Origin of the sequence: Domibacillus tundrae, assembly GCF_000970675.1 — a bacterium.
GTDB classification, from domain to species: domain Bacteria; phylum Bacillota; class Bacilli; order Bacillales; family Domibacillaceae; genus Domibacillus; species Domibacillus tundrae.
Window position 1 is genome coordinate 743,113 of the sequence record NZ_LAJA01000001.1, and the last position, 16,689, is coordinate 759,801.

At 46.1% G+C, this 16,689-nt stretch carries 16 protein-coding genes and 1 other annotated feature; of the genes, 15 read left to right on the top strand and 1 reads right to left on the bottom strand.

Translation table 11 applies throughout. The annotated features are described in order from the left end of the window. Positions 1-97 precede the first annotated feature (97 nt). Positions 98-1,378 (bottom strand): replication-associated recombination protein A, encoded by a 1,281-nt coding sequence (locus VQ00_RS03720; protein ID WP_082091449.1) that lies wholly within the window; start codon positions 1,376-1,378, stop codon positions 98-100. 130 nt (positions 1,379-1,508) lie between these two features. Between VQ00_RS03720 and cymR the strand changes: the two genes are divergently transcribed. From cymR to udk, 15 genes are all read left to right on the top strand, one after another. After that, a complete protein-coding gene (gene cymR / locus VQ00_RS03725; RefSeq protein WP_046178715.1) occupies positions 1,509-1,928 on the top strand; it encodes a cysteine metabolism transcriptional regulator CymR in 420 nt (139 codons plus the stop codon). A 12-nt stretch (positions 1,929-1,940) separates the two neighbouring features. Continuing rightward, positions 1,941-3,074 carry a cysteine desulfurase family protein gene (locus VQ00_RS03730; RefSeq protein ID WP_046178716.1) on the top strand — a complete coding sequence of 378 codons (1,134 nt, stop codon included), beginning with the start codon at positions 1,941-1,943 and terminating at the stop codon, positions 3,072-3,074. A 15-nt stretch (positions 3,075-3,089) separates the two neighbouring features. Then, positions 3,090-4,202 carry a tRNA 2-thiouridine(34) synthase MnmA gene (mnmA, locus tag VQ00_RS03735; protein WP_046178717.1) on the top strand — a complete coding sequence of 371 codons (1,113 nt, stop codon included), beginning with the start codon at positions 3,090-3,092 and terminating at the stop codon, positions 4,200-4,202. Positions 4,203-4,274: 72 nt separating this feature from the next. Further along, positions 4,275-4,931 (top strand): tetratricopeptide repeat protein, encoded by a 657-nt coding sequence (locus VQ00_RS03740; protein WP_046178718.1) that lies wholly within the window; start codon positions 4,275-4,277, stop codon positions 4,929-4,931. 18 nt (positions 4,932-4,949) lie between these two features. After that, complete coding sequence (gene recD2 / locus VQ00_RS03745; RefSeq protein ID WP_046178949.1) at positions 4,950-7,316, top strand: SF1B family DNA helicase RecD2; 2,367 nt, start codon at positions 4,950-4,952, stop codon at positions 7,314-7,316. Between the two features lie 47 nt (positions 7,317-7,363). After that, positions 7,364-7,531 carry a hypothetical protein gene (locus VQ00_RS18775; protein WP_172645519.1) on the top strand — a complete coding sequence of 56 codons (168 nt, stop codon included), beginning with the start codon at positions 7,364-7,366 and terminating at the stop codon, positions 7,529-7,531. Between the two features lie 52 nt (positions 7,532-7,583). Continuing rightward, positions 7,584-7,792: a binding site (T-box leader), on the top strand. A gap of 64 nt (positions 7,793-7,856) precedes the next feature. Further along, the gene (gene alaS / locus VQ00_RS03750) at positions 7,857-10,487 is read left to right on the top strand and encodes an alanine--tRNA ligase (RefSeq protein WP_046178719.1); all 2,631 of its coding nucleotides are present in this window, start codon (positions 7,857-7,859) and stop codon (positions 10,485-10,487) included. Between the two features lie 80 nt (positions 10,488-10,567). Next, positions 10,568-10,843: an IreB family regulatory phosphoprotein gene (locus VQ00_RS03755; RefSeq protein ID WP_046178720.1), complete on the top strand. Its 276-nt coding sequence runs from the start codon at positions 10,568-10,570 to the stop codon at positions 10,841-10,843. Then, positions 10,840-11,256 carry a Holliday junction resolvase RuvX gene (gene ruvX, locus VQ00_RS03760; RefSeq protein ID WP_046178721.1) on the top strand — a complete coding sequence of 139 codons (417 nt, stop codon included), beginning with the start codon at positions 10,840-10,842 and terminating at the stop codon, positions 11,254-11,256. The genes VQ00_RS03755 and ruvX overlap by 4 nt, the downstream gene beginning before the upstream one ends. A gap of 16 nt (positions 11,257-11,272) precedes the next feature. Then, on the top strand, positions 11,273-11,560 hold the full coding sequence (locus VQ00_RS03765; protein WP_046178722.1) for a DUF1292 domain-containing protein: 288 nt from the start codon (positions 11,273-11,275) through the stop codon (positions 11,558-11,560). Positions 11,561-11,934: 374 nt separating this feature from the next. Then, positions 11,935-13,038, top strand: coding sequence for an endolytic transglycosylase MltG (gene mltG, locus VQ00_RS03770; protein WP_046178723.1), 1,104 nt, complete (start codon positions 11,935-11,937; stop codon positions 13,036-13,038). A gap of 112 nt (positions 13,039-13,150) precedes the next feature. After that, a complete protein-coding gene (locus VQ00_RS03775; protein WP_046178724.1) occupies positions 13,151-13,798 on the top strand; it encodes an O-methyltransferase in 648 nt (215 codons plus the stop codon). Further along, positions 13,795-14,724: a peptidase U32 family protein gene (locus VQ00_RS03780; protein WP_046178725.1), complete on the top strand. Its 930-nt coding sequence runs from the start codon at positions 13,795-13,797 to the stop codon at positions 14,722-14,724. Before VQ00_RS03775 ends, VQ00_RS03780 begins: the two co-directional genes overlap by 4 nt. 17 nt (positions 14,725-14,741) lie before the next feature. Further along, on the top strand, positions 14,742-16,013 hold the full coding sequence (locus tag VQ00_RS03785) for a peptidase U32 family protein (RefSeq protein ID WP_046178726.1): 1,272 nt from the start codon (positions 14,742-14,744) through the stop codon (positions 16,011-16,013). Between the two features lie 5 nt (positions 16,014-16,018). Further along, a complete protein-coding gene (udk, locus tag VQ00_RS03790) occupies positions 16,019-16,654 on the top strand; it encodes a uridine kinase (RefSeq protein WP_046178727.1) in 636 nt (211 codons plus the stop codon). Positions 16,655-16,689: the final 35 nt, after the last annotated feature.

Below are 16,689 nucleotides of genomic sequence, written 5' to 3' on the forward strand. Positions count from 1 at the left end.
TAAGAATCTTTGTTCAACTTAATATTAGAATAGAAGGATTATCAACAATATTATTTAACAAAGCCTTAATTTAAAAAAAGAAACACGCCGACATTTTCTACTGGCGTGTTTCTTTTTTCCCATTTTCAATTTTTTCATATATACCCGACAGTGCCTGCTCAAATTTACCGGTCGTTTTCGGCTCAAAGTAACGCTTGCGCTTTAATGTATCCGGTAAATATTGCTGAGCTACCCAGCCGCTTTCAAAATCGTGCGGATATTGATAGTCGACACCCCGGCCGAGTTTAGCTGCACTTTTGTAGTGGGCATCTTTTAAATGAGCCGGCACAACGCCAGCGCGTCCAGCCCGTACGTCCGCAAGCGCCGCATCAATCGCTTTATAAGCGGAATTGGATTTCGGCGACAAACATAGTTCCACAACCGCGTTTGCGAGCGGAATGCGTGCTTCGGGGAATCCGAGCCGCTCAGCTGCTTCAACAGCTGACAGTGTTCTCTCGCCGGCTTGGGGACTGGCAAGGCCGATATCTTCATACGCGATGACAACGAGGCGGCGGGCAATGCTGACAAGATCTCCCGCTTCAATCAGCCGCGCTAAATAGTGGAGAGCCGCGTTCACGTCGCTTCCGCGTATTGATTTTTGAAAAGCGCTCAGCACGTCATAGTGGGCATCCCCGTCTTTGTCATGCGAGAAGCTTTTTTGCTGCAGGCATTCTTCAGCTGTTTCGAGTGTAATGTGGATGATCCCATTTTCATCTGGCTTCGTGGAGGTCACCGCAAGTTCAAGTGCATTTAACGAACTGCGAACGTCGCCGCCGGATGCTTCGGCAAAGTGAGCAAGCGCTTCAGCTGTTATTTCTGTCTTATATATACCAAGACCGCGATCTTCATCATAAAGAGCCTCGCTAAGAAGCTTTTTCACCGATTCCGGCGCAAGCGGCTTTACTTCGAAAATTTGGCAGCGGCTGCGTATGGCCGGATTAATGGCATGGTAGGGATTACTTGTTGTTGCGCCGATTAAAATAATCATTCCGTTTTCCAAAAACGGCAACAAATAATCCTGTTTCGCTTTATCAAGACGGTGCACTTCATCCAAAAGTAAAATGACGGTGCCGGACATTTTCGCTTCAGCAGCGACAATCTCCATATCTTTTTTATTGCTTGTAACCGCGTTTAACGTTCGAAATGCATACTGAGTCGTACCGGCAATCGCGCTGGCAATAGACGTTTTGCCGGTGCCGGGCGGACCATACAAAATCATGGAAGACAATTTTTTCGCTTCTGTCATCCGTCTAATGATTTTTCCTTCACCGGTCAAATGCTCCTGACCGGCGACTTCATCAATTGTACGCGGTCTCATTCGGTAGGCGAGCGGCTTCATTTTGACTCCTTCTTTCTCGGTCATTTTGATTCACTGTATCATAATCCAAGTATTCCGGCATGTTTTTTGTCTATATAAAATGATATACTATACGAACAATTGGATTAAACGAGAAGAGGGGCACAAAGAGATGAGAATTTCGACTAAAGGAAGATATGGACTGACGATCATGATCGAATTAGCGAAACGCCATGGGGACGGACCGACGTCTCTTCGCGTGATCGCCGGTGCGCATGATTTGTCGGAGCATTACCTGGAACAATTAATTGCGCCGCTTCGGAATGCCGGATTTGTTCGCAGCATCCGCGGCGCATACGGCGGCTACGTGCTCGGGCATGAGCCGGAAGAAATTACAGCAGGCGATATTATCCGTGTGCTTGAAGGACCGATCACCCTTGTCGAAGGCATTGAAGAAGAAGAGCCGGCGAAACGTGAATTATGGATCCGAATCAGCGAAGCAATCAAAGGAGTTTTGGAAAATACAACGCTTGATGACTTGGCAAATCACACAGATGCCGACGAATCAGATGCGTACATGTATTATATTTAACGAGGTGTCAGCATGGAAAGAATTTATTTAGATCACGCGGCAACATCGCCGGTTCATCCGAAAGCAGGAGAAGCGATGCTGGCAGTATTAACTGAGACATACGGAAATCCGTCGAGTATTCATTCATTCGGACGTGATTCGCGGCGGATTGTCGATGAAGCGAGAACGATCATCGCTAAAACGATAAACGCCGGATTTAACGATGTGATTTTCACCGGAAGCGGCACGGAAGCGGATAATATGGCGATTTTTGGGGCAGCGCGCTCCAAAAAGTCTGGTCACATTATAACATCAGCTGTTGAACATCATGCTGTTTTACATGCGTGCGAAGCGCTCCAAAAAGACGGATTTGATGTTACGTATTTGCCGGTGAATGAAGAGGGCCTCGTCTCGGTTTCAGACGTGCAGGAAGCTCTTCGTAATGACACCATTCTCGTTTCCATTATGTATGGAAATAATGAAACAGGCGCTATCCAGCCAATTAATGATATTGGCCGACTGCTTGCCGATCATCCAGCTCTGTTTCATGTCGATGCAGTGCAGGCATATGGGATTTTGCCGATTGATGTGAAAGAATTGAATGTGGATTTTTTGGCTGTATCCGGCCATAAAATTAACGGACCAAAAGGAATCGGGGTACTTTTTGTGAAGCCGGGCACACCATTTGCGCCCATTTTATACGGCGGTGAACAAGAGCGTAAACGGCGCGCAGGCACTGAAAATACAGCAGCGATTGCGGGAGTGGCGGCAGCGGCGGAAATTGCAGAAAACACACGTGAAGAACGGGCTGCCCGCTACACTGAAATGAAGCAGCTTTTCATGGATACACTTGCGCAAAATGGCGCTTCTTTTTCCTCGAACGGCAAAGTTGAACAATCGCTGCCGCATGTGCTAAACTTGTTTTTTCCCGGAACGGACGTCGAAGCGTTTTTAGTGAATCTCGATATGGCAGGCATTGCGGCATCAAGCGGATCAGCCTGCACAGCAGGGTCTATTGAGCCCTCACACGTCTTGACGGCCATGTTTGGGGCGGATTCAGAAAAACTGCGTTCATCGATCCGATTTAGTTTTGGGCTGAATAATACAAAAGAACAAATCGAACAAGCCGCGCTTAAAACAGCGGAAATCGCAAAGCGGCTTTTATAGAAAGAGGATGAAGAAATGAAAGCACCGAAAGACACCCGTGTTGTAGTCGGTATGTCAGGCGGCGTTGATTCTTCGGTTGCGGCGCTTCTTTTAAAGGAGCAAGGGTATGACGTAGTCGGCATCTTTATGAAAAACTGGGATGATACTGACGAATTTGGCGTCTGCACGGCAACGGAAGATTATGATGATGTCATTCGTGTCTGCAATCAAATTGGCATTCCGTATTATGCGGTCAATTTTGAAAAGCAGTACTGGGATAAAGTGTTTACGTATTTTTTAGATGAATATAAAGCAGGCCGGACACCGAATCCGGACGTCATGTGTAATAAAGAAATTAAATTTAAAGCATTTCTTGATCATGCGATGAAGCTCGGCGCTGATTATTTGGCGACAGGACATTATGCGCGGATTGACCGGGCGGGCAGCGAAGTAAAAATGCTCCGCGGCGTTGACAATAATAAAGACCAGACGTACTTTTTAAATCAGCTGTCGCAAAGCCAGCTGGATAAAGTCATGTTTCCAATCGGGGAGCTTGAGAAAAAACGGGTTCGTGAAATTGCGGCGGAAGCGGGCTTGGCCACAGCGGCGAAAAAAGATTCCACTGGTATTTGTTTTATCGGTGAGCGAAACTTTAAAGGATTTTTGGGGCAGTATTTACCAGCACAGCCCGGCGATATGGTCACGTTTGACGGCCGCAAAATGGGCCGCCATGATGGGTTAATGTACTATACAATCGGTCAGCGTCATGGTCTTGGCATCGGCGGAAGCGGCGAGCCTTGGTTTGTCGGCGGCAAAAATTTGGAAACGAATGAGCTGTATGTGGTACAAGGGTTCCATCATGAAACGCTTTATTCGGATTCGCTGGATGCGGTGCAAGTTGGCTTTACGACAAATGAATCAATGCCAGAAACGTTTCATTGTACAGCGAAATTCCGCTACCGTCAGGCGGACACGGGCGTAACGATTACGCAAACAGGAGACGGCACGGCACATATCGTCTTTGACGAACCGGTCCGCGCCATTACACCGGGTCAGGCAGTCGTTCTGTATGATGGGGACATATGCCTGGGCGGCGGTACAATCGATAAAGTGTACAAAGAAAACAAACAGCTTGAATATGTAGGCTGAATGCGGTCCGCTCCCTCTACACGTGGGGCGGATTTCTTTGTTATAATAGAAAAAAATAAACGGAGGCGGCATATGGATAAAAATCAGCAAGGCATTGAATTATTACAAGAAGGAAAATGGGAAGAAGCGTTAAAGCTTTTTACCGAACAAATAGAAGAAAAACCGCAGGATCCGGCCGCGTATATTAATTTTGGGCATGTACTTGCTGAAATGAACGATACAGAGCGGGCATTGAAGTTTTATGAAAAAGCGGTGGAGGTCGATCACTCTTCAAGTGCCGCCCATTATGCCCTCGGCTCGTTTTATTTCGGTCAGGAGCGGTTTGAAGAAGCAGCGCAGTCATTTGAAAAAGCGATTCGGAACGGTATGGAAGAAGCGGATGCATATTTTATGCTGGGGCTGTCTTTCTTATATTTGGATCAGACCGTCATGGCGCTCCCCTATTTGATGCGTGCGGTTGAGCTGAATGGGGACGATGTGGAAGCGCGTTTTCAATTTGCGCTCGTGTTGGCAAAAACCGAGCAATATGAAGAAGCGGAAAAAAATCTGCAAGTCGTGATCAGCCAGGATCCGGCTCATGCGGATGCGTTTTATAATTTAGGCGTTTTATATGCAGGGCACTATGAGCAGCCGGAGAAAGCGCACAGCTATTTTGACCGCGCGCTTGACATTCAGCCGGACCACATGCTCGCAGGCTACGGGAAAAAATTATTGGATGTTGCAAACTAAGCGGAGGTGAACGGCGTGATGCAGGAAAAACGGGATTTATTCACAGAAGGGGAGCAGTTTTTAAAAGGCCGGCATATTGTCACGATTTTCCGGAACAATGAAAACTTCTATACCGTTCTTCGCGTCCGCGTCGCCGAAACTGACGGAAAGTACGAAGAAAAAGAAGCGGTGGTCACCGGGTATTTTCCGGCGGTTCATGAGCATGAAATGTACATATTCAACGGTCATTTTAAAGACCATCCCCGGTTTGGCCGGCAGTTTATCGCCCGCACGGCCCAAAAAGAAATGCCGCAGACTAAACAGGGCCTGATTGCGTATTTATCCGGCGATTTATTTAAAGGCATAGGCAAAAAAACAGCTGAATCAATCGTCGAAACGCTCGGTGAACAGGCGATTTCAAAAATTATTGCCGACAAAAGCTGTTTAAAAAAAGTGCCGCGCCTGCCGGCAGAAAAAGCGGACGTCTTACACGAAACGCTCATGAAGCATCAGGGACTTGAACAAATTATGGTCACGTTAAATGAATTTGGATTCGGTCCGCAGCTGTCGATGAAAATTTACCAAATGTATTACGAAGAGTCACTGAATGTCATTCAGGAAAACCCGTATCGGCTAGTAGAAGATATTGAAGGGATCGGCTTTGTCCGGGCGGATGAGATTGGCGCGCAGATCGGCATTAGCGGCGCCCATCCGGATCGGCTGAAAGCAGCGATATTGTATTCGCTTGAAAAGCAGTGCCTGCAAGACGGACACTGTTATGCGGAAGCGGAAGAGTTATTAAGCAGTGTAAAAGAGTTGCTTGATAAAAGTGCAAACGGCACGGCTGAGTTTGACACGATTGCCACCCGGCTGATTGAGCTCGAGGAAGAAGGAAAGGTATCCGGGGAAGAGCAGCGTGTGTATATGCCGTCTCTTTATTTTTCGGAAAAAGGGCTTGTCACAAACATACAGCGTGTCCTCGAACAGGAACCACACTCGTTCCCGGAATCGGAATTTTTGCTGGCGCTCGGGGAACTCGAGGATCGGACAGGCATTGCGTATGCGCCGTCGCAAAAGCAGGCGATTCAAACCGCGCTTGCGTCGCCTCTGATGATTTTAACCGGTGGACCTGGTACTGGGAAGACAACTGTTATTAAAGGCATTGTTGAGTTATACGGTGAGCTGCACGGGTTGTCGCTTGATCCGAAAAAGTATGACAAGGACGATCCATTTCCCATTAAGCTTTGTGCGCCGACCGGGCGTGCAGCGAAGCGGATGATGGAATCGACTGGCCTTCCCGCCGTCACGATCCACCGGCTGCTTGGTTTTAATGGACAGGAAGAGCCGGAAGAGGAAGGCAATGCGGTCAGCGGCCGGCTGTTAATTGTAGATGAAACCTCGATGGTCGATATTTGGCTGGCGCATCAGCTGTTTAAAGCGGTGCCGGACGATATGCAGGTAATATTAGTCGGCGATGAAGACCAGCTTCCGTCAGTCGGTCCAGGCCAGGTGTTGAAAGACATGCTTGCGTCAAAAACGATTCCTTCTGTGCGGCTGACAGATATTTACCGGCAGGAAGAAGGCTCTTCCATCATCAGCCTCGCGCACAGTATTAAAGATGGCTTCGTTCCCGAGACGCTGACTGCTCCCCAAAAAGACCGCTCGTTTATCAGGTGTGGAACCAGCCAAATTCCGGATGTTATCAAAAAAGTGGTGAAAAACGCCGCCGGAAAAGGATACGAGACGCGGGACATTCAAGTGCTGGCGCCCATGTATAAAGGACCTGCCGGCATCGACAAATTAAACGAAGTGCTGCAGCAAGTCCTCAATCCAAACGAAGATGGTCGCCGAAAAGAATTACCTTTTGGATCCGTTAAATACCGGATTGGCGACAAAGTACTGCAGCTCGTGAACCAGCCGGAACAAAATGTGTTTAATGGAGATATTGGTGAAATTATTTCAATTTTTTATGCGAAAGAAAATACCGAAAAAGAAGACATGGTCATTGTTTCGTATGAAGGAAATGAAGTGACATACACCCGGAATGATTTAAACCAGATTACGCATGCGTTCTGCTGTTCGATTCATAAATCGCAGGGAAGCGAATTTCCAATTGTTATTTTGCCGGTTGTCAAAAGCTACTACCGGATGTTGAGACGGAACTTGCTCTACACAGCGATTACGAGAAGCAAGCAATTTTTGATTTTGTGCGGGGAAGAAGAAGCGTTTAATATTGGCATTAGCCGGAATGATGATTTAATTCGGAAAACGGCGCTCGCTGAACGTCTTTCAGCGGAAGAAACAACGAGTAAGCCGAATGAGAAATTAACAGAAGACACATGGATGGCGATCGATCCGATGATCGGCATGGAAGGCGTTACTCCATACGATTTCATGGCAGTATAAAAAGCAGGCGATTCGTACATACTGATGGAAAAAAAACAGGAGGGATCATGATGCAATCATGTCCGAACTGCGGAAGCCGGGAAGTAGGTCGAATCGGCTCCGATCATTATTACTGTCATGACTGCTGCGTGGAAATGTCGGAATTAGAAGGCGGTCTTGTTATTCACCAAGTAGAAGAAGACGGGTCGCTTATACAGCTTGATGAATGGTCGTGAGCAACATTGACAAACGCCTGATTCCTTTTTATAATTCGGGTATATGAATTTCGACAAATCGAAGAAGGACAAGAGTACATCATAGCCCATTCAAAGAGAGAAATGTCCTTGGCTGGAAGACATTTTGGATGAAGGATGATGGAAAGCTGGGTCCTGAGTGCAGCAATTACTGCCGTCTGCCGCGTTAAGGCGTTTGAGAGGCGAATTCTTATGTAAGAATTGGCAATCAGGGTGGTACCGCGAACAAGCTTCGTCCCTGTTAGGGGATGGGGCTTTTTTTGCTGTCTTTTTTCGGTACGATACATATTTTAAGGAGGATTTTATAATGAAAGCATTAACGGGTGCGGATATTCGCCGCCTCTATTTAGAATTTTTCCAGGAAAAAGGGCATCGGGTTGAGCCGAGCGCTCCACTTGTACCAATTGATGATGCGAGCCTGCTTTGGATCAACAGCGGCGTGGCCACATTAAAAAAATATTTTGACGGGCGGATTATCCCGGATAACCCGCGTATTACAAATGCACAAAAATCGATCCGGACGAACGATATTGAAAACGTCGGCAAAACAGCACGCCACCATACATTTTTTGAAATGCTCGGCAATTTTTCAATTGGTGAATACTTTAAAACAGAAGCAATTCACTGGGCGTGGGAATTTTTAACGAGTGAAAAATGGATCGGATTTGATCCAGAAAAACTATCGGTCACAATTCACCCTGAAGATGAAGAAGCGTATCTCATTTGGAAAAACGAAGTGGGTGTACCGGATGAGCGTATCATCCGTTTAGAAGGAAACTTCTGGGATATCGGAGAGGGTCCATCTGGACCTAACACAGAAATTTTCTATGACCGCGGCGCGGAATATGGCGCTGATGGAAATGATCCGGAATTGTACCCGGGCGGTGAAAATGATCGGTATTTAGAAGTCTGGAACCTTGTATTCTCTGAGTTTAACCATAACCCGGACGGCACATACACACCGCTTCCAAAGAAAAATATTGATACGGGCATGGGTCTTGAGCGGATGGCTTCTGTTGTTCAAAATGTGCCAACCAACTTTGATACGGACTTATTTATGCCGATCATTCGTGAAACAGAACGTCTTTCCGGTGAACAGTACCGGGTGAATGACGAAAAAGATACCGCCTTTAAAGTCATTGCGGACCACATTCGGACTGTTGCTTTTGCGATTGGTGACGGGGCACTTCCATCAAATGAAGGACGCGGCTACGTTTTGCGCCGTCTGCTTCGCCGAGCGGTTCGTTACGCAAAACAAATCGGCATTAACCGTCCATTTATGTACGAGCTTGTGCCGGTCGTTGGCGAAGTAATGAACGATTATTATCCGGAAGTGACAGAAAAAACAGCTTTTATTCAAAAAGTCATTAAAAACGAAGAAGAACGTTTCCATGAAACATTAAACGAAGGACTGTCCATTCTTTCTTCTGTGATTGAAAAAGCGAAAGCAGCTGGTTCAGACACGATTGATGGCGCCGATATTTTCCGTTTATATGATACGTATGGCTTTCCGGTTGAACTGACGGAGGAATATGCGGAAGAAGAAGGCATGAAAGCAGACCAGGCCGGATTCGAGCGTGAAATGAAGCAGCAGCGTGACCGCGCGCGTGCCGCTCGCCAAGATACAGATTCGATGCAGGTGCAGGGCGGCGTCTTGTCGTCTGTGACAGAGGAAAGTACGTTTACGTATGACCGGCTAACGGTTGAGACGACCGTAGCAGTTTTGATAAAAGATGGGGCGTTTGCCGACGAAGCACATGAAGGTGAAGAAATTCAATTTATTTTGAAAGAAACACCATTTTATGCAGAAAGCGGCGGTCAAATTGCCGATAAAGGCGTATTAGAGTCTGAGACAGCACGAGTCGTTGTTAAAGATGTACAAAAAGCGCCAAATGGACAAAACGTACACAATGCTATTGTGGAAAGTGGCACGCTTACAGCAAAAAGCAGTGTAACGGCAAAAATAGACGTATTATCACGCGGCAAAATTATTAAAAATCACACGGCAACACATTTAATGCATCAAGCATTGAAAGATGTGCTCGGTACACACGTAAATCAGGCAGGATCACTTGTAGAACAGGATCGTCTTCGCTTTGACTTTTCACATTTTGGGCAAGTGACCGCTGAAGAAATGGCTCAGGTCGAAACGATTGTTAACGAAAAAATTTGGCAGGGAATTGCAGTAGAAACGGCGTTTAAACCAATTGCCGATGCGAAAGCAATGGGCGCGATGGCATTGTTTGGCGAAAAGTATGGCGATATCGTCCGTGTCGTATCCGTCGGCGATTACAGCCTTGAGCTTTGCGGCGGATGCCATGTCGTCAATACAGCGGAGATTGGCCTGTTTAAAGTGCTGTCTGAAAGCGGAATTGGTGCTGGTACACGCCGTATCGAAGCGGTAACGGGCGAAGGAGCGTTCCGGTATTTGAATGAGCAGGCAAATGTATTAAAAGAAGCAGCAGCGAAATTAAAATCAAATCCGAAAGACATTTTGGTGAAAGCGGACAGCCTGCAGGCAGAAATGCGTGAGCTGCAGCGTGAAAATGAATCACTTTCAAAAAAATTGTCAAATATAGAAGCAGGAAGCCTTACAGATAAAATTGAAAACGTCAATGGTGTGCAGCTTCTTGCGGTGAATGTCCAGGCTGCGGATATGAATGCACTTCGTACAATGGCAGATGAATTAAAACAAAAAGTAACACCGGGTGTGATCGTGTTGATTGCGGCCGCAGATGGAAAAGTGAATGTGGTCACAGCCGTCACAGGTGATTTAACGGAAAAAGGCTTCCATGCCGGCAAACTGATAAAAGAAGTGGCCGGATGCCTTGGCGGAGGCGGCGGAGGCCGTCCGGATATGGCACAGGCAGGCGGAAAAGATCCATCGAAAATCGACGAAGCGTTACAAATTGCCGTTGAATGGGTGAAATCCATTTGAATATGTTGTCATTTGTTGTACAATGAAACATATCGTACAGAAGCGGGCATTCAATATCCGCCTGAAGTGAGGTGCTGACAGTGAGTTCTTTTGACAAGACAATGCGTTTTAATTTTCCGCAAGAGCCGTATGATGAAAATGTAAAAGAAGTGCTGCTGAAAGTTCATAGCGCACTGGAGGAAAAAGGGTATAATCCAATCAATCAAATTGTTGGCTATTTGCTTTCTGGAGACCCGGCCTATATCCCGCGCCATAACGATGCGCGAAATTTAATCCGCCGGCTTGAACGGGATGAAATTATTGAGGAGCTTGTCAAAACGTACCTGAAAGAACAGCAGGAGGAACCAACATCATGAGAACAATGGGCCTTGACGCCGGCACGAAAACAGTGGGCATTGCGATTAGCGATGCATTCGGCTGGACAGCGCAGGGCATTGAGACAATAAAAATTAACGAGGCAGCAGGTGAATTTGGTCTTGGCCGAATCGGCGAACTTGTGCGGGAGCATGAAGTGAGCAAATTTGTTGTCGGTTTTCCGAAAAACATGAATAATACAGTAGGGCCCAGAGGAGAAGCCGCAAAAATGTTTGCAGGCCTTCTCGAGGAAACGTTCAGCCTGCCGGCTGTTCTTTGGGACGAAAGATTGACAACGATGGCGGCGGAACGGGTGCTAATAGACGCAGATGTCAGCCGGAAAAAGCGTAAAAAAGTAATTGATAAAATGGCTGCGATGATGATTCTGCAAGGATATCTCGACAGTCAAAAATAATGAGGTGACCATCATAATGGAACATGGCGAAAAGCAAATTACAGTAATTGATGAAAACGGCAATGAACAGCTTTGTGAAGTATTGTTTACATTTCACAACGATGAATTTGATAAATCATACGTCCTTTACTTCCCGGTAGGTGCGGAAGAAGATGATAATGAAGAAATTGAAATTCATGCATCATCTTTCACTCCAAAAGATGAAGGAGAAGATGGCGAGCTTGAGCCCATCGAATCAGATGAAGAATGGGAAATGATTGAAGAAATGCTCAATACGTTCCTTGACGACGAAGAACAAGAGTAAATAGAGAGAACAGGCGATATTATAAGCGCCTGTTCTTTTTTTTGAAAGAAAGTGTATGTTTCAGAATTTTGTCCAGCTCCAGACGTCATCGAGGTCCACACGATGTGGGTCACAAAAGCGTTGCGACGATCTGGATGATCTAGTCGGGCGAAAGGCACAGGACGTGGCGGCTTTGAAGCGCGGCGGCACGATGCCGCGTTCTTAAGCTTTTGTTCCGTTTATCCGGCGTCAAGCCAAGCGCTTCTGGAAGCAAAAAGCGCCTCCGCCAGTGCTATTCTTATGCTTGTCACCGATAAACGGGCGTCTTTCGCTTTTCTTTTTGCATCATTCTTGTATACTATAAAAAAGAAAGATGGTGTCGAAAGGGGATTTTTATGTCGAATAATGTTTTTCCGCCGGCTTCAGGACGAAAAAGGCGGCTGAAAAGGGCTATTTTAATTGTGTTTTTTTTATTTTTGCTGTTGGCAGCGGCCGGCGCAGCGGGAGCCTATTACATATGGCAAAGTGCGTCTGAGCCAGCTGATGCTGGAAGTAAGGAAGAAGTGGGGATATCCATTCCGCTTGGCTCGAGCTTATCATTCATTTCTCAGACGCTTGAAGATAATGGAATTGTGAAAAATGCCACACTGTTTAAATATTATGTGAAGTATAAAGGAGAAGGCGATTTTCAGGCAGGTGAATACGTCCTTTCTCCTTCAATGACACCGGATGCTATCATGGCTTCGTTAAAGGAAGGAAAAGTCATAGGATCACTAGATGGGGCAATAGCAATTCCGGAAGGCTACCAGCTCACGCAAATTGCCGAGATAATCGCTTCTGAAACAGATCGTACAGCAGAAGAAGTCCTTGCTGTATTGAATGACAAAGCTTTTGTGGAAAAAATGATGGCAGATCATCCAGCGCTTGTTACAAAAGCCGTCCTCGGTGAAAACATTCGTTATCCGCTGGAAGGATATTTATATCCGGCAACATATGACGTTGTAGATACTCAGAAGCCGGTTGAAGAGATTGCTGAAGAAATGATCGCGAAAACGGATGAGATTGTACAGCGCTATTCAGAACAAATTAAAGCGTCCGGCATGACCGTTCATGAATTTTTAACGTTTTCTTCACTCGTTGAAGAAGAAGCAACGGGGAAAACAGACCGTAAAAAAATTGCCAGCGTTTTTTATAACCGGATGAAGGTGAATATGCCGCTGCAAACAGACCCGACGGTGTTATACGCACACGGCGAGCATAAAGACCGTGTTTTGTATGCAGACTTAAAAGTGAATTCTCCTTATAACACGTACCAGGTGAAAGGTCTGACACCGGGACCGATCGGCAACAGCGGTATTGATTCGATGGAAGCAGTGCTTGCGCCGGAGCGGACTGAGTTCCTTTACTTCCTTGCTTCACCGGCAGGAGATGTGTACTATTCAAAAACCCTCGATGAACATAATAAGTTAAAAGCAAAATATATTACGAACAATCAATAGAAAGCGCACATGGCTTTTCTGTAATTTCTATGATAAAATAATTCGGGCACATGAAGACACGGGAAAGCTTTTATAGCTTTCTCTTTTTCTTAGAAAAGAGGGTATGTTTACTATGAAAGACGACATACATGACTATATTGAATCACTTTTAACGCCGCGGGAAGGCTTGCTCGACGAGATGGAGCAGTACGCAGCCGAGCACCGTGTGCCGATTATGGAACCAGTCGGAATAGACACGCTGCTGGCCGTCCTGAAGCTGCAAAATCCCGCGCGGCTGCTTGAAATTGGCACAGCAATTGGCTATTCCGCTCTTCGAATGACCGCGGCTGTTCCAGGGCTGCGTGTGACAACACTAGAGCGCGACGAAGACCGATTTGAAAAAGCCAATCAATATATTAGCCGGTCAGGTGATCAAGACCGTATTCATATTTTATTTGGCGATGCGCTTGAACTGGCAGAAAAAGCAGCGGAAGACGGACCGTTTGATGCCATCTTTATTGATGCGGCAAAAGGGCAGTACCGCCGCTTTTTTGAATTGTACGCCCCTATGCTTAAACAAGGCGGCGTCATTTATTCAGATAACGTGTTGTTTAAAGGGTATGCCGCGGGAGTTGATGCACCCACAAAACGGATTGAAAAAATGGTGCGGAAAATTACCGATTACAATCAATGGCTTATGGCCCATCCTGGATATGATACATCCATTATTCCATCCGGCGACGGAATTGCCATCAGCATAAAACGGAGTGAAGAAAAATGAATAAACCCGAACTACTCGTGACGCCGGGCAGCGTCGACGAAATAAAGAAACAAATAGAAGCAGGAGCTGATGCATTTTTAATTGGCGAGCAGCGGTACGGCTTGCGTCTCGCTGGAGAATTTAATCGTGAGCAGATTAACGAAGCTGTCACGCTTGCACAGGAATACGGGAAAAAAGTATATGTCGCTGTTAATGCGATTTTTCATAACCAGATTGCGAATGAGCTGGATGACTACGTAGCCTTTGTAAAAGAGACAGGGGCAGATGCACTTGTATTCGGAGATCCGGCTGTGATTATGGCGGTTAGAGAAACTACGCCTGGATTCCCGCTGCACTGGAGTCCCGAAACGATTGCAACGAACTATTATACAGCGAATTATTGGGGCAGGCGCGGCGCTGTCCGCGCGGTATTGGCACGCGAACTAAGCATGGATGCAATTATTGAAATGAAAGAACATGCAGAAGTTGAAATTGAAGTGCAAGTTCATGGGATGACATGTATGTTCCAGTCTAAGCGTCCGCTTTTAGGCCATTATTTTGAATACATGGGCAACAATATGGAAATTGAAAAACGTCAAGGCACGCAAAACATGCTGCTTCATGATGAGGAACGAAGCAATAAATACCCGATATATGAAGATATCAATGGTACACACATCATGAGTCCCAACGATATGTGTATTATCGATGAACTGCAGGATATGGTGGACGCTGGTATTGACTCGTTTAAAATCGATGGCGTTCTTCAAACGGAAGCCTATCGAATTGAAGTGACGAAACTATACCGGAAAGCAATTGACTTGTGCATCGACAATCCGGACCAATACGAGGATGAAAAAGAGCAATTACTCCAAGCGGCAGAAGAACTGCAGCAAGAACATCGTCCACTCGATTCAGGATTTTTCTTTAAAGAGACGGTTTATTAATAAAGGAGGAAGCGAGAATGAACGGATTGAAAAACGATGGCATTTCTGAAATCGTTGACGGCAAACGGGTCATTGTAAAAAAACCGGAACTTTTAGCACCGGCCGGAACGCTTGAGAAGTTGAAAATTGCTGTTCGTTATGGGGCAGATGCAGTGTATATCGGCGGCCAGGAATATGGTCTTCGTTCAAATGCCGGTAATTTTACATTTGAGGAAATGAAAGAAGGCGTGGCATTTGCGAAAAGCTACGGTGCGAAAGTATATGTGACCACGAATATTTTTGCTCATAATGAAAATATTGATGGGCTGGAAGACTATTTGCGCGGGATCGGCGAAGCAGGTGTAACAGGTATTATTGTGGCTGACCCGCTTATTATCGAAACATGCCGCCGCGTTGCGCCAAACGTTGAAGTGCATTTAAGCACACAGCAGTCGCTTTCAAACTGGCGTGCGGTGAAGTATTGGAAAGATGAAGGGTTAGACCGTGTTGTTCTTGCCCGCGAGACGACAGGTGAAGAAATGCGTCTTATGAAAGAAAAAGTAGATATCGAAATTGAAACATTTATTCATGGGGCGATGTGTATTGCTTATTCAGGCCGCTGCGTGCTGAGCAACCATATGACAGCGAGGGATTCAAACCGGGGCGGATGCTGTCAGTCATGCCGTTGGGATTATAACCTAGTTGAAATGGAAGATGGCGAAGAAATGGCGATCACGCAGGAAGGCGATTCACCGTTTGCAATGAGCCCGAAAGATTTACGGCTTTTGCAGTCGATCCCTGGGCTTATTGAGCTTGGTATCGACAGCTTAAAAATTGAAGGCCGGATGAAATCCATTCATTATGTCGCAACCGTTGTTGGTGTATACCGAAAAGTGATTGACGCATATTGCGCAGATCCGGAAAACTTCACAATTAAAGACGAGTGGCTTGAAGAGCTGGAAAAATGTGCAAACCGTCCGGCAGCACCAGCGTTTTTCGCTGGAACACCATCCGCTGATGAACAGCTTTTTGGCGTTCACGGCAAAAAAGCCTCGCATGACTTTACAGGACTTGTTGTCGATTACGATGAAGCGACACAAATGGTTACATTGCAGCAGCGGAATTTCTTCCGTCCAGGCGACACAGTTGAATTTTTCGGACCGAATATGAACACATTCAATCAGGTCGTTGGCACGGTGGTTGATGAAGATGGAAATGAGCTCGATGCAGCCCGTCACCCGCTTCAAATTGTCCGTTTCAAACTGGACCGTCCTGTTTCAAAAGATGATATGATGCGGAAAGGGTTGTGACGTTCATGAGCAAAAAGCCGATTGTGATCGGCGTTGCGGGCGGCTCCGGCTCCGGTAAAACGAGTGTTGCCCGCGCGATTTACGACTATTTTGAAGGCGGCTCGATTATGATGATTGAGCAGGATTATTATTATAAAAACCAATCCCATCTTACATTTGAAGAGCGTCTGAATCAAAACTATGATCATCCGCTTGCGTTTGACAACGAGTTGCTGATTGAACAGATGAATGATTTGATGAACAATCGTCCGGTTGAAAAACCGGTGTACGATTATGCGAATCATACCCGTTCTTCCGAAACCATTCCGCTTGAACCTAAAGATGTGATTATTCTTGAAGGCATTCTTGTTCTTGAAGATGAACGGCTTCGTGAATTAATGGATATAAAGCTCTTTGTCGATACGGATGCGGATTTGAGGTTCATCCGCCGGCTCACGCGTGATATAAAAGAGCGCGGCCGGTCGCTCGATTCAGTTGTCGGACAGTATACAGAAGTCGTCCGCCCGATGCATAACCAGTTTATTGAGCCGACGAAGCGATATGCAGATGTTATTATCCCAATCGGCGGGGAAAATAAAGTCGCGATCGATTTATTAATTGCAAAAATACAAACAATTCTTGAACAAAAAGACATTTTATAGTATGTTTTTATGAAACAGGCATACAATGGGAAAAA